Source organism: Acidisoma sp. L85 (genome assembly GCF_009765865.1).
Taxonomy (GTDB): domain Bacteria; phylum Pseudomonadota; class Alphaproteobacteria; order Acetobacterales; family Acetobacteraceae; genus Acidisoma.
This window is the reverse complement of the sequence record NZ_LMUQ01000026.1, coordinates 111,039-123,887: the sequence shown is the minus strand read 5'-3', so window position 1 is coordinate 123,887 and position 12,849 is coordinate 111,039. Positions and strand designations below refer to the sequence as shown.

The following is a 12,849-nucleotide window of genomic DNA, read 5'->3' as shown; positions in this document are numbered from 1 at the left end:
CCGCCTCGATCTGGTTTGCCGGCCCCATCCACCATTTGATGAAAGCAACCGCCGCTTCCTTGTGCTGAGAGTTAGCGGGAATGCCCAGCGCATCGGGTAGCCCGAAGGTGCGGCTCTTGCCGCCCTCGCCCGGCATCACGGCCGCGACGATCTGGCCGGCGACCTTGGACTGCTTGGGGTCGTTATAAGTCGAGGGATTGCCAGCCCAGCCCGCGACATCGATCGCGGCGCGGCCGTTCTTCACCTCGTCCTGGATCTGCACATCGGTGAGCCCCGTCGAGGCCGGATCGATAAGGCCCGTCTTCAACGCATCGATCTCCCAGGCCAGAGCCTTGTAACCGGCGCTATTGGGATCGGTGAAAAGCGGCGTGTAGTTCGGTCCGAACAATTCGCCGCCGAAGGCTTTCGTGAGCAGATACCAGGCGGTCGAAACACCCTCCGTCGCCGAGAGCGGCAGCGCGATCGGATAGGTCACGATGCCCTTCTGCTTGAGCAGGCGGGCATCCGCCGTCAGTTCCTCGATCGTCTTGGGCGGCTCGGTGATTCCCGCCGCCTCGAAAAGCTTCTTGTTGTAGATCAGGATACGGAAATCGTTGTTGTACGGAACGGCGAGCAGATTGCCGGCGAAACGGAAGCTTTTTGTCGTCGGGATATCGGCGACCGTCGCCGCATCGATGCTGTCGTTCAGCGGCGTGTACCAATTGGCCTGACCGAACTGGCCGACCCAGGACCAATCGACCTCGGTCACGTCAGCGGGTGCCGTGCCAGCGACCATGGAGGTCACGACCTTGGTGCGGATATCGTCCCATCCGAGCGTCTGTAGATCGAGCTTGATGCCCGTCTCCTTCTGGAAGCGATCCGTCATGTCCTTCGGCAGCGTGCCCCAGGGCGGCAGCAGCACGGTGATTTTCTGGCCCGCAAGGGATGTTTGCGCATGGAGCGGGCCGGCAAGACCCGTAAGCCCGCCCGCCAGTCCGGCGAGAAGGGTGAAGGTGAGAAGAGTGCGGCGCATTATCGAAGCTCCTTGCTGCAGGGGATTTCAGCGTCCCACGTTCAGTCGGCTCGTCTTTCCGCCGCCATTTGGCGGATTCGTGAGCTGGCTGTCGAGACGGCGGCGCACTGGAACGCGCATCCGGCCGGCAAGATCGGTGTAGGGCATCGCGACGAGCCGGCGAGACGCATCCTCGGCCCAGACGGCATCGCCTTCCGCAATGGCCTGCGTCACCTCACGATGCAAGGGCAGCCCGCGTTCGAAGGCGCCGGGATGATCCGTCGTCGTGCGTACCTGCACGCGCATCATCATGCCGAGCCGCCAGCCGATGCTTGCCAGAAGCGTGTTGTGCGAAGCCGTATGGATCGCCTGGTGGAAGGCGAGGTCGCGATCGGCGATCAAATGCGGATGACCGACACATTGCTCCAATGCCGTGCAGGCGATCGCGATGGCGCGCCGCTCGGTATTGGTCGCGCGCAGCGCTGCGAGATGGGCGGCGCGCGGCTCGGTGATAAGACGAAACTCGACGAGATCGAAGGAATGATTCAGCGAGCCCTCGACTTCGCCCAGCCAGAACAATACGTCGGGATCGAGCAAATTCCATTCGGAACGCGGCCGCACGCGGGTGCCGAGTTTGGGTCCGACCGCGACGAGGTTCTTGCTGGCGAGCACCTTGATCGCCTCGCGCAGCAGGTTGCGGCCGACACCAAAAGACGCCGCCAACTCGGCCTCTACCGGCAGCGGACCCTCACCGTAGTCACCACGCAGGATAGCCGCGCCGAGCTGATTGACGACCTGGCTGAAGACGGTGCGTGGCTCGTCACTCTTCCGCACGACCGAAGACCTCCATGACGTCGAGCCGGCCCTTGAAGGCGCTATAGCCGCCGTCGCAGGCATGGATTCCGCCGGTGAGATATCGCGCGCGATCGGAGAGGAAGAACAGTGCCATTTCCGCGATATCTTCGGCCGTCATGATCGGCGTCAGCTGCATCGCCTCGATCCGCGCCCGCAAGGCCGGGACATCGAGGAATTCGCGCTGATGCGGCGTATCGACGAAGCCGGGACAGATCGTGTTGATCCGCACGCCTTCCGGCGAAAGTCCAGCGGCCATCGAGCGAGTCATGGAAACGACGCCACCCTTGGCGGCGGTATAGGCATCCAGTCCCGCCTGCCCGATCAGCGCGTCCGCCGTCGCGGTCAGCACAATGCTGCCGCCGCCCTGCTTGAGCATCTGTCGGCCGGCATATTTGCAGACGAGGAAGGTGCCGGTGAGCACCAGCGAGAGGATGGCCTCCCAGGTCGTTTCGGTCAGTTCCGTGACCCGGCGGTCATTCTTGTTGACCAGCGGCACCGACATGGCGGTGTGAAACAGCCCGTCGATCCGACCATGCCTGGTGGCGACGCCATCGATCAGCGCCTGGACCGAGGCAGTCTCACGAACATCCACGGTTGCGGCCTCGCCATTGCATTCGCGCGCCACGCGCTCCGCCGCCTCTGGCATGAGGTCCGCGACGATCACGCGCGCGCCATCTCTCGCGGCCAGCCGCGCGCCCGCAGCACCGATGCCGGACCCGCCGCCCGTGATGAGGATGATTTTATCCGCCAGCAAGCCGGGCATAGTCACCTCGCGGGACATTGGCAATTTCATCCTATCATGGGATGAATAGTCAAGTGTGGCGCAGCCACGCCTAGGACGGAGACCGGCCCAATGACGGAAACTGCGGACGCCATCGTCATCGGTTCCGGCGCCCTGGGCGGAAGCGTCGCCTATCACCTTCGCCGCGCGGGCTATAGCACCCTGTTGCTCGACCGTCACGACATCGCCAGCCAGACCTCGCCGCGAGCGGCAGGACTGAGCGCGGTGCTGCGGCCGAGCGCCCTGATGACCCGCCTCGCCCGCCGGGGTGCCGAGCTGCTGCTGGACTTCGAGCGGGAGACTGGAATCCCGATCGGCCTTCACCGCAGCGGCAGCCTCAAACTCGCCCGTAGCGCGGCACTCGCTGAGCAATTGCGTCAGGAAATACGGCGCGCGGCGGCCTATGGCGTCGAGGCTCGTATGGTCAATGCGCAGGAAGCGGCGCGGCTTATGCCGTTGCTCCATGCCGAAGCGGCGGCGGCCATCGCGTATTTTCCCGAGGATCTCTACCTCGATCCCGCGCTCTTCACCTCGGGTGTCGCCGAGGCCGCGCGGCGTCTGGGCTGCGTGTCGAAGCCGAATACGATGGTCGAGGAGATCCTGCTCGACGGTGGCAGGGTTTGCGGCGTGCGCACCGCGAGCGGCATCATCTCGGCGCCCGTTGTGGTGGATGCGGCGGGCGCCTGGGCACGCGGCCTCGCCCGGTCGGCCGCGCTGCCGATGATCGCGGTCCGGCATCAACTTGTCGTCACCCGCCCCATCGCCGAGGTGCGCGCGGAGCAGCCAGTTACCCGTGTGCTGGATGCGAATGTCTATGTGCGGCCCTGCGATGGCGGCCTCATGCTCGGCGGCTACGAAAGCGAGCCGCTGCTTTTGGACGAGCCTCCAGCCAGCGTCGAGGACATGCCGCTTGACCTCGCCATTTTGGAGGGCTTAGCGGCGGCCGTGCGGGCGGAGTTCCCGATTCTCTCCGATCTTGAAGGCGCCAAGCTGCGTGGCGGAATGCCGACGATGACGCTTGATGACGAGCACCTGATCGGCCCGGTTCCAGGCGTGGACGGGTTTTTCGTCATCGGCGGCTGCAATGTCGGGGGCCTGTCCACCGCCCTCTCCTTCGCGGAAACGCTTTGCGGGATCATCGCGGATCCCTCCGCCGCCGTGGAAATCGCGCCGCTTTTGCCGGCTCGTTTCGCGGGCCGCGATATTCCGGAAGCCTCGCTGCGTCAGGCGTGCCGGCTGCATTACGGCCAGCATTATTGGTCGGATGCGGCGCGGGCGACGGGCTAAGGCGCTCGGCGATGGATGAGAGGCTTGCGCGCGTAGTCGCGGCGCTGGCCGAAAGCGGCGCGGATTGGGCGGTGCTCAGCAGCGCCGACAGCATCGCTTATGCGCTGGGCTATGCGCCACCGATCGAGGCAGGCGCTTCACCTTTCGCCGCCGGACCAGTTCTGGCTCTGGTCGGCCGAAATGGCGCGGTGGGTCTTTTACTCTCGGAAGGCGGCCAAGACATACCCCGTGAAGGCGAGGTATTCAGGTACAACGGCTATGGCCGAACACATGGCACTCCCGCGGAAGCAGCTTTCCGAGAGGCTTTCACATCGATGTCGCGAAAGCTCGGTGTGGGCGGCCGAATCGCCACGGAGCCTGTTACCCATCCGGCTGCCATCGAGCCTCTTCTGCCCCCGGGCGAGCGCTCCGATCTCGCACCCGCCCTGCGTCGCCAGCGCATGACGAAGACCCCTGACGAGATCCCGGCACTCCGGCGCTGCGCGGAAGTGGCGGCGGTCGGACAGCGGCGCATGATGGAAAGCTTGCGCCAAGGTATCACCGAGCTGCGGCTTTTCGCTGAAATCCGCACGGCGATGGAAGCCGCGGCCGGAGCGCGTATCGCCGTGGCTGGCGATCTTGTTTCGGGCCGCGAACGCACCGCCGCGATCGGCGGCTGGCCCGACAATCGCAGGATCGGGAGGGGTGACGCGGTGATCTCGGATCTCGCGCCGCGCGTCGATGGCTATTGGGGCGACTCATGCGCGACAGTCGTGCTTGGAGCACCAACGGAACCGCAGACGCGGCTATTCGATGCGGCACACACGGCGTTGCAATGCGCGATAGCCGAATTGCGGCCCGGGCTCAGCGCGCAAGCCGCACACCAAATGATCCGCGCCGTCGTGCGCGGAGCAGGATTCGACTATCCGCATCACACCGGCCATTCCATCGGCACCGCCCCGCACGAGCATCCGCGCATTTGCGAGGACGAGACTGCGGTATTGCGTGCCGGCATGGTGCTGATGATCGAGCCGGGCGCCTATGATCCCGCGATCGGCGGTGCGCGGACGGAGTGGATGCTGCACCTCACCGAAACCGGCTGTGTACCGCTGGCACCGTTCCCGCTGGTCGTGTCGGTGCCGGGCGCGAGTTGAACCGAAGCGAGCTAGCCCGCTCACCGCTTCACATGATCCGCCACCGTTGCACGGCATCGCCCATGCCGATCCGCTCGAAACCGAGGGCCGCGGCACCGTACAAGGCACCGGCCGCGCCGAGAGTCGATGCCACCAACGGCGGAGGGTCGCGCCACGCGAGACCGGATCTCAGCGCGTCGCCCACCGGGTCGAACAGACGGGCGCCAGCCTCGGCGAGGCCGCCACCGATCACGATAAGCGCCGGATCGAGCAGCATGGTGAGGGTTACGAGCCCATGGCCCAGCGCCTCAACCGCTTCACGCCAAATCCGGCCGCACAGCGCGTCGGTTTCGGCGGCGGCGACGATCTCGGCCGCCGTGCGCGCGGGGTCACCGCCCGCCGCGCGGTAGCGGCGGACGATCGCGCCAGCCGAGCCGTAAGCCTCCAGGCAGCCCCGTTGGCCGCAGGGACAAAGCTCGCCGTTGGGGATGACCGGCATATGCCCAAACTCGCCGCCCATGCCGCGCGCGCCGGAGATCGCCTGTCCGTTGGCAACCAGCGCCGCCGCGATGCCGGTTCCCAACATCACCATCGCGAAATCCCGCGCACCACGCGCCGCGCCGAAACGCCCCTCCGCGATGCCCGCTGTCCGAACGTCATGGCCGGTCGCGACGGGCAGCGCGAGATGCGGCTCTAACCGGTGCCGCAGCGGCAGGTCGCGCCAGCCGAGATTGGAGGCGAACATGACGCGGCCATTGACCTCGTCCATGCCCGGAGCGATGAGGGCCGCCGCCCGCGCGGACAGGCCGCGACTTTCGGACTCCTTCCGCAAACGATCCAGCAAGTCGCGGAGCTGGTCGAAAATCGCTTCGCCCTGCAAATGGCCGACATGGGCCGCTTCCTGATGCAGAAGCCGCCCGCTCGCATCGACAATCGCGCCCTTCAGACTGGTACCGCCGATATCGACGGCGAGCACGACCGGATCCGAGGTCATGCGACTTCGCGGGCCACGCGCAGCACCTCGGCGATAGCCTCCGCCACAGTGACCGGACGGCCGAAGGCATCGGGGCGCATGGCGCGCAGATGCACCTCTGGCACGCCGGTTTCAGCGAGCAGCGTGCGAAGATTGTGTGCCCGCACGCCACCGCCTCCGAGAATGGTGATGCGGTCAGCGGATTGAGCAACCAAAGCACGCAGCGTCGCGCCGCCTTCCGCCGCCGTCGCCTCGCCGCCGGAGGTCAGCACACGGTTGACGCCCAGCGCCATCAGGGTTTCGAGCGCGGCGGACAAATCCCTAGTCTCGTCGAAGGCCTTGTGAAACGTGACCGGCGCACCCGCCGATGCTGCGACGAGGGCCCGCGTCGTCGGGACATCAACCGTATCATCCGCATCCAGCGCACCGAAGACGAAGCCGACAGTAACGCCCGGCGCATGCGGCTCCGCCCGGATCGCCGCGATATCGGCGAGCATGACCGCCCGTTCCTCCGCCGTGACCTGGAAATTTCCGCCCCGTGGCCGGATCATGACAACCACGCCAATGCGCCGCAAACGCCCGAGCACCGCACGGATCAGGCCGATGCTGGGCGTGATGCCGCCTTCCGACAGCGCCGCGCAAAGCTCGATGCGATCGGCACCCGCCTCTTCAGCGGCCAGCGCGCCGCTTAGATCGTCAACGCAAATCTCGACACGCGGCCCGGCAATCACTTGATCGAACCAGCGGTAAGACCGCCCACGACCTTTCCCTCGATCAGCGAGAACAGGATGATGACCGGAATGGTCGCGATGACGGAACCCGCGAAAAGATGGCTCCAATCGACCTGATACTGCCCGATGTAACTGTTGAGCGTCACCGTCAGCGGCTCGGTCTGTGGCGAGGTGGTGAGCGTGAGCGCGACGATAAACTCGTTCCAGGCGCTGATGAATGTGAAAATGAGCGCGGTGACGACCCCGGGAAGCGCCAGCGGAAGCGTGATGCGGAACAGCGCGCCGATGCGGCTTGAGCCATCGATGAAAGCGGCTTCCTCCAGCTCGGCCGGAATCGCAGAGACATAGGCGTTCAGGATCCAAACGGCGAAAGCCATGTTGAAGCCGGCATTGACCAGGATCAGCGCCATCACGCTGTCGAGCATGTTGAAGCTGAGAAATTCGCGATACAGTCCGACGAGCATAGCCGTCGGCTGGAACATCTGGGTCACCAGCACCAACAGCAGAAACGCGTTACGGCCACGGAAGCGCTGTCGCGCGGTGTAATAGGCGGCGGGAACGGCGACGAGCAAAACCAGGACCGTGGCGCCGCCCGCGACTTCCAAGCTGATCCGAAGGTTGTTGCCGAAGCCGGTGCTCCAGATATCGATGAAGTTGTACCAGTCGAAATGGCTTGGCAGGTAATTGCGGTCGAGGAGCTGGTTCTGCGGCCGCAGCGCCGAGATCACCATCTCGATATAGGGCAGCAGGAAGAAGGCCGCGACGAGATAGGCGAGACCAGCGAAAATCAGCGTGCGCGTCGGCAGCGCGCGGCGCGGCTTCTTGTGCTCGTGAAGATGCGCAAAGCCGGCCTGCGCGGCGGGAAGGACAGTGCTCATCAGCTCGCCTCGTCCTTTCCCCATACCGTCACGCGCAGGTAGATGAGCACGATGATCACGACCATCCCGAAGTTCACGACGGACATGGCGGCGGACTCGCCGATATAGCTTTGTTTGAGCTGATACATGAAGGTCGTCGTCGTGCTGGTGCGATGGCCGGGGCCGCCGCGCGTCATCTCCCAGATGATCGGAAAGGAGTTGAACACGTTCATCACGTTGATCAGCAGCGCCACGATGAAGGCCGGGCGCAGCAGCGGTAGCGTGATCGAGCGATAGGTGCGCCACGGGCTCGCGCCGTCGACTTTCGCGGCCTCGTAGATGTCGGAGGGTATGCCCTGAAGTCCGGCGAGCAGCGCATAGGTCGAGAAGGGAATCGAGACGAAGATCGCGACGATGATCATCCAGGTAAAGGCGGAACCCGGGCGACCCAGCCAATCCGACGCGTTGTTATTGTAGCCGTACAGCACGCCGATATCGTTGAGAAAGACATTGATGACGCCGTTATTGGCGTCGAGCGCCCAGCGAAAGACGATCGAGGTCATCATCACCGAAGCAGCCCAGGGCGCGATCAGCGCCCAGCGGGCCGCGCGACGGCCGGGAAACTTCTGGTTGAAGAGCTGAGACAGCACCAGCGAGATGAGCATCGTGCAGGCGACGATGCTCACCACCCAGATCACAGTGCGGATCAGAATGCCCGGCAGATCGGGCTCCTGCCACAGATAAACGAAGTTCTTCCAGCCGGCCGAGCCAAGGATGAAACCGTCCGGGCTGATATGCTGGAAGGCGGTGCGGATCATGATCACCACCGGCCACAGCACGACCACCGCGATCAGCAGCATCGCCGGCCCGACCCAGAGCAGCGGCGCGAGTTTCGCGGGCGACCAGGCTTTTCGCCGTACCCGCGTCGTAACGCTCTGCTCCGCTGTCAGAACTCCCATTCTAGCTCAGCTTCCCTTCAGCGCGGTCTCTTGGATCGTGTCGAGAACGCTCTTCGGATCCGGGCCGATCGCCGTGCCGATGATCTGCTGGATCTGCGTCTTCACCTGGGCCCAGACAGGATCACTCGGATACTGCACGGCCTTCGGCAAGGCCGCGACGAAGGCCGCCAGAACCGGAATCTGGACGGAAATGGCCTTGGCCGCCGATGTCGTGCCCGGCAGCAGATTGTATTCCTGTGCGAAAGCGATCTGGTATTTGTCCTGATAGGTGAAGTCGAGGAACTTCTTGATGGCCGCCTGCTTCGTGCCATCGCCCTTGAAGGCGGCGGCGAAGTCACAAACGCCAAGCGTCTTGTCGAGCGGACCGGCTTTACCCGTGATGGGCGCGGTGCCCCAGTCGCTATCCTGCAACACCCCGGCCTTCTTGATGATCGGGAGCAGAGTCGTGATCCCGTTGAGCATGCCGACCTGGCCTTCCGCGAACTGCTCCAGCATAGCCGCGCGGTTCTTGGTGCCGGGATTGGGCTCGGTATCGCCAGCCGTCACAAGCTTGGTCAGAAACTCCATCGTCTCGACATTCTGCGGGCTATTGATGACCCACTTGCCGTCTTGCTGAAAGCCACCGCCATTGCCGAGGAACCACAGCAACGCCTCGGCCTGCGCCTCCTCGGGGCCGAGCGGCAGGCCGTAGCCGATATGGCCCTTGGCCTGAATCTTCGCGGCATCCGCCTGCAACTCGTCCCAGGTCTTGGGCGCATCGGCGATCCCGGCCTCGGCGAACAGCTTCTTGTTGTAGAAGAAGGCGCGCGAGCTGGTGGTGAAGGGAATGCCGTATTGCTCGCCCTGATAGCTGCCGAGCGCCTTGAATACCGGCATCGGGTTGCCGGGATCGCTCAGCACGTCGCTGGCTTTGTAGAGCAGACCCTCCTGCGCATAATTCGCGAAATAGTCGCCCTCGGTGATGTCCGGAAACTGCCGGTTCTGGATCATGGTCTGGATCTTGGTGTCGAAGTCGTTCCAGTTGACCGTCTGAACCTTCACCGTGATGTCGGGGTTGGCGGCGTGGAAGGCATCGGCGATGCCCTGCCAGTAGATCTGGCTGCTGTCGGCGGGGCCGGTGCCATAATCGGCGGCGAAGAGGTTGAGCGTGGTGTCGGCCGCCTGCGCGGAATGCGGCAGAGTGGCGAGACCCAAAGCGAGCGCGGAAACACCGGCAATCGCGGCAGCACGGAGCGAGCGGCTCATATACGTCCCCTTTTTGTTTCGTTAGGCGGCAGATTAGCGACCGGCCGCCAAGCTTGTATAGAGTAAGCCGCTCCCGGCGCCGCGGTCACCCTGTGCCGGGGGACTGTCGAACCGGGAGCGGATTGCTTCAGCTACCTTTGAGCGCGGTCTGTTGAATGGTGTCCAAAACGCTCTTCGGATCCGGCCCAATTGCCGTGCCGATGATCTGCTGGATCTGGGTTTTGACCTGCGCCCAGGACGGATCGTTCGGATATTGCACCGCATTGGGCAGCGCCTTCACGAAGGGCGCGAGCGTCGCATTGGTCTTGGCCAAAGCGACGGCGGCCGAGGTGGTTCCCGGCAATTCGAGATATTCGTTTACGAAGGCGAGCTGATATTTATCCTGGTAGGCGAAATCGAGGAACTTCTTGATCTCGGCCTGTTTCGTGCCGTCGCCCTTGAATGCGGCGACGAAATCGCAAACGCCGAGAGTCTTGTCGATCGCGCCGGTCTTCCCGGCGATGGCGGCGGTGCCGACATCCTCGGGCTTGAGCACATTCGCCTTGCTGATGATCGGCAGCAAAGCCACCTCTCCATTCATCATGCCGATCTGGCCTTCGCCGAATTGCTCGAAGAGATCGGTGCGGTTCTTGGTGCCGGGATTGGGCTCGGTATCGCCGGCCTTCACCATCTTGGTCATGTATTCCATGGTTTCGACATTCTGCGGGCTGTTGATGACCCACTTACCCGAGGCGTCCTGATAGCCGCCGCCATTGCCGAGGAACCACAGCAGCGTCTCCGCCTGAGCCTCCTCCGGGCCGAGCGGCAGGCCGAACCCGATTTTGCCTTTCGCCTGGATCTTGGCGGCGTCGGCGGCGACCTCGTCCCAGGTGGCGGGGGGCGTGGTGATGCCGTCATCGGCGAAGATTTTCTTGTTGTAGAACAGCGCGCGGGCGCTGGTGGTGAAGGGCAGGCCGTATTGCGTGCCATTGTAGCTGCCGAGCGTCTTGAATACCGGCATCAGATTGTCGGGATCGGTGAAGACGTCCGAGGCTTTGTAGAGCAGACCCTCCTGCGCGTAATTGGAAAAATAGTCGCCTTCGGTGATGTCGGGATACTGGCGGTTCTGCACCATGGTCTGCACCTTGGTGTCGAAATCATTCCAGTTTATCGTCTGGACTTTGACGGTGATATCCGGGTTCGCGGCGTGGAAATCATCGGCGATGGTCTGCCAATATTTCTGGCTCGTATCGGCCGGACCCGTGCCGTAATCGGCGACGACGAGGCTGAGCGTGGTCGCGGCCTGGGCCGCTGTCGGGGATACGAGGCCACAGCCTAGGGCCGCGAGCGCGGCGAGGCCGGTGCTCGCCGTGAGCCAGGATTTCAACATGCGGGGGTCCTTGCCGTTCAATGGTCTGAGTTAATCGCCGCGCACTCCATACGGAAAGCGCCGCCACGTCCAGCCCCGGTGCGTTCCCGAACCCCCTCTCAACGCTCCTGGGTTATGGCGGCGGGAAGCTGCGGAATTCCGGCGCTGATGCCGCCATCCACCGGCAGAACGACGCCCGTGAGATAGGCGGCCTCGTCGGACACCAGGAAGGCCACGGCATTCGCCACATCCTGCGGCAGTGCGACCCGGCCCATCGGGTAGAAGCTCGTGACCTCCTCGAAAACTGCCGGGTTGATGGCCATCCGATGGTTCCATGCCTGCGTCCGGACGGTGCCCGGCGCGATGGCATTCACGCGCAGGTTGTGCGGCCCGAATTCCACCGCCAGGCAATGCGTCAGATGCAGCAGCCCGGCTTTTGCGGCGCTATAGGCGGGTTGGCCATACATGCCGATGCCGTTGACCGAACCCATATTGACGATCGAACCCCCGCCCGCGAGCAGGTACTCCTGGAAGGCGTGGATGCACAGAAAGGCACCATCCAGATTGAGCGCGATGTCCCGGCGCCAGCTCGCGTAGTCGGTCTTCCGCATCGAACTGCCATGCGCCCGCCCGGCATTGTTGATCAGGGCCCGCACGTCACCCAACGCCAGCGCAGCCTGAGCCGCCGCCGCGACGGAGGCTTCGTCGGTCACATCGACGGTGAGCGCCGCCGCCCTGCCGCCCGCCGTTCGGATCGTCTCGGCCCGCGTCTCGGCACGCGCGCCGTCGATATCGGCGCAGATCACCCCCCATCCGCGTCTCGCCAGCGTATCGGCAATGGCGCCGCCGATATCTCCGCCCGCTCCGGTGATGAAGGCCCAGCGCAGTTCCATCTTGCCCGTCCCGCAGTTTCGGTCGGAGGATGACGGAACGACCCGGAAGCGTATAGGGAGGGAGGATGATCAGCGACCGATTTGCCTCTACGTTTTCGGCGCGGCGAATGGACCGCTCGCCCCTCACCGATCTCGCGCCGAGACCAGACGCCTGGAGGCATCCGCATGCAGCCTAAGCTCATCCGTAACGCACGCATCCTGGATGGCACCGGCGCTCCCTGGTTCCGTGGCGATCTCCGCATCGACGAGGGGCGCATCGCGGCGATTGCCCCGTCCCTGCCCGCCGATAATGCCGAGATAGTCGAGGCGGACGGCCGCTACCTCGCGCCCGGCTTCATCGACGCCCATTGCCACGACGACATCGCCTTCCTGCGTGAGCCTGAGCGGCCGGAAAAGGCGCTGCAAGGCGTCACAAGCATTGTCGTCGGCAATTGCAGTTTCTCGCTCTATCCGGCGCCGGACGCCCCCGCCGCCGAACTGCTGCGAGGACATTTCAGCGGTCTGCTCGGCCCTACCGCACCAGACGAGATCTTTGCCGACCTCGCCGGCTATCGCGAGCGGCTGGAAGGCCAGGGCATCGCGCTCAATCTGGTGTCGCTGGTAGGCCACGCGGCGCTTCGCCTCGCCGTTCTCGGCTATGAGCGACGCCCGGCGACGGCGGCGGAATGTGCCAAGATGCAACGCCTTCTGGCAGCCCAGCTCGCCCAGGGCGCGGCGGGGCTGTCGCTCGGCCTCGTCTATCCGCCCAGCGCTTTCGCGGAGGCCGCCGAACTGACGGCGCTCGCGGAGACGGTGCAGGCGGGCGGCGGTCTGCTCG

General features: G+C 64.6%; 13 protein-coding genes. 3 read left to right on the top strand and 10 right to left on the bottom strand.

Annotated features, from left to right (window positions below; translation table 11 throughout):
- The 3 genes from GSQ83_RS06495 to GSQ83_RS06485 all read right to left on the bottom strand — a co-directional run.
- Positions 1-1,012: ABC transporter substrate-binding protein (locus GSQ83_RS06495; protein WP_216849958.1), on the bottom strand; the 1,012-nt coding region annotated here is incomplete at its 3' end.
- A gap of 27 nt (positions 1,013-1,039) precedes the next feature.
- Positions 1,040-1,825, bottom strand: a complete 786-nt coding sequence (locus tag GSQ83_RS06490; protein ID WP_158802073.1) for a FadR/GntR family transcriptional regulator — start codon at positions 1,823-1,825, stop codon at positions 1,040-1,042.
- Entirely contained in the window at positions 1,812-2,627 is an 816-nt protein-coding gene (locus GSQ83_RS06485) for an SDR family NAD(P)-dependent oxidoreductase (protein WP_216849957.1), read from the bottom strand. Before GSQ83_RS06485 ends, GSQ83_RS06490 begins: the two co-directional genes overlap by 14 nt.
- A 72-nt stretch (positions 2,628-2,699) precedes the next feature.
- Between GSQ83_RS06485 and GSQ83_RS06480 the strand changes: the two genes are divergently transcribed.
- A complete protein-coding gene (locus tag GSQ83_RS06480; RefSeq protein ID WP_158802072.1) occupies positions 2,700-3,914 on the top strand; it encodes an FAD-binding oxidoreductase in 1,215 nt (404 codons plus the stop codon).
- A gap of 11 nt (positions 3,915-3,925) precedes the next feature.
- On the top strand, positions 3,926-5,047 hold the full coding sequence (locus tag GSQ83_RS06475) for a Xaa-Pro peptidase family protein (protein WP_158802071.1): 1,122 nt from the start codon (positions 3,926-3,928) through the stop codon (positions 5,045-5,047).
- Positions 5,048-5,075: 28 nt separating this feature from the next.
- Here GSQ83_RS06475 and GSQ83_RS06470 read toward each other — a convergent pair whose 3' ends face one another.
- The 7 genes from GSQ83_RS06470 to GSQ83_RS06440 all read right to left on the bottom strand — a co-directional run bounded on the left by GSQ83_RS06470 (position 5,076) and on the right by GSQ83_RS06440 (position 12,032).
- Entirely contained in the window at positions 5,076-6,020 is a 945-nt protein-coding gene (locus tag GSQ83_RS06470) for an ROK family protein (protein WP_158802070.1), read from the bottom strand.
- Complete coding sequence (locus GSQ83_RS06465) at positions 6,017-6,730, bottom strand: copper homeostasis protein CutC (protein WP_216849956.1); 714 nt, start codon at positions 6,728-6,730, stop codon at positions 6,017-6,019. Before GSQ83_RS06465 ends, GSQ83_RS06470 begins: the two co-directional genes overlap by 4 nt.
- Positions 6,727-7,608 carry a carbohydrate ABC transporter permease gene (locus GSQ83_RS06460; protein WP_158802069.1) on the bottom strand — a complete coding sequence of 294 codons (882 nt, stop codon included), beginning with the start codon at positions 7,606-7,608 and terminating at the stop codon, positions 6,727-6,729. The genes GSQ83_RS06465 and GSQ83_RS06460 overlap by 4 nt, the downstream gene beginning before the upstream one ends.
- A complete protein-coding gene (locus tag GSQ83_RS06455) occupies positions 7,608-8,546 on the bottom strand; it encodes a carbohydrate ABC transporter permease (RefSeq protein WP_158802068.1) in 939 nt (312 codons plus the stop codon). Before GSQ83_RS06455 ends, GSQ83_RS06460 begins: the two co-directional genes overlap by 1 nt.
- A 6-nt stretch (positions 8,547-8,552) precedes the next feature.
- Positions 8,553-9,791: an extracellular solute-binding protein gene (locus GSQ83_RS06450; protein WP_158802067.1), complete on the bottom strand. Its 1,239-nt coding sequence runs from the start codon at positions 9,789-9,791 to the stop codon at positions 8,553-8,555.
- A 127-nt stretch (positions 9,792-9,918) separates the two neighbouring features.
- Entirely contained in the window at positions 9,919-11,160 is a 1,242-nt protein-coding gene (locus GSQ83_RS06445) for an extracellular solute-binding protein (RefSeq protein ID WP_158802066.1), read from the bottom strand.
- A 98-nt stretch (positions 11,161-11,258) separates the two neighbouring features.
- Complete coding sequence (locus tag GSQ83_RS06440; RefSeq protein WP_158802065.1) at positions 11,259-12,032, bottom strand: SDR family oxidoreductase; 774 nt, start codon at positions 12,030-12,032, stop codon at positions 11,259-11,261.
- Between the two features lie 165 nt (positions 12,033-12,197).
- On the opposite strand from GSQ83_RS06440, the gene GSQ83_RS06435 reads away from it, so the two are divergent.
- A partial coding sequence (locus GSQ83_RS06435; protein ID WP_158802064.1) for an amidohydrolase family protein occupies positions 12,198-12,849 on the top strand: 652 nt, incomplete at its 3' end.

What these genes read in the sequence shown, in the direction of transcription:
- GSQ83_RS06460 (WP_158802069.1), bottom strand. Translation starts at nt 7,608, where the DNA reads ATGAGCACTGTCCTTCCCGCCGCGCAGGCCGGCTTTGCGCATCTTCAC.
- GSQ83_RS06485 (WP_216849957.1), bottom strand. Translation starts at nt 2,627, where the DNA reads ATGTCCCGCGAGGTGACTATGCCCGGCTTGCTGGCGGATAAAATCATC.
- GSQ83_RS06445 (WP_158802066.1), bottom strand. Translation starts at nt 11,160, where the DNA reads ATGTTGAAATCCTGGCTCACGGCGAGCACCGGCCTCGCCGCGCTCGCG.
- GSQ83_RS06480 (WP_158802072.1), top strand. Translation starts at nt 2,700, where the DNA reads ATGACGGAAACTGCGGACGCCATCGTCATCGGTTCCGGCGCCCTGGGC.
- GSQ83_RS06475 (WP_158802071.1), top strand. Translation starts at nt 3,926, where the DNA reads ATGGATGAGAGGCTTGCGCGCGTAGTCGCGGCGCTGGCCGAAAGCGGC.
- GSQ83_RS06470 (WP_158802070.1), bottom strand. Translation starts at nt 6,020, where the DNA reads ATGACCTCGGATCCGGTCGTGCTCGCCGTCGATATCGGCGGTACCAGT.
- GSQ83_RS06440 (WP_158802065.1), bottom strand. Translation starts at nt 12,032, where the DNA reads ATGGAACTGCGCTGGGCCTTCATCACCGGAGCGGGCGGAGATATCGGC.
- GSQ83_RS06455 (WP_158802068.1), bottom strand. Translation starts at nt 8,546, where the DNA reads ATGGGAGTTCTGACAGCGGAGCAGAGCGTTACGACGCGGGTACGGCGA.
- GSQ83_RS06450 (WP_158802067.1), bottom strand. Translation starts at nt 9,791, where the DNA reads ATGAGCCGCTCGCTCCGTGCTGCCGCGATTGCCGGTGTTTCCGCGCTC.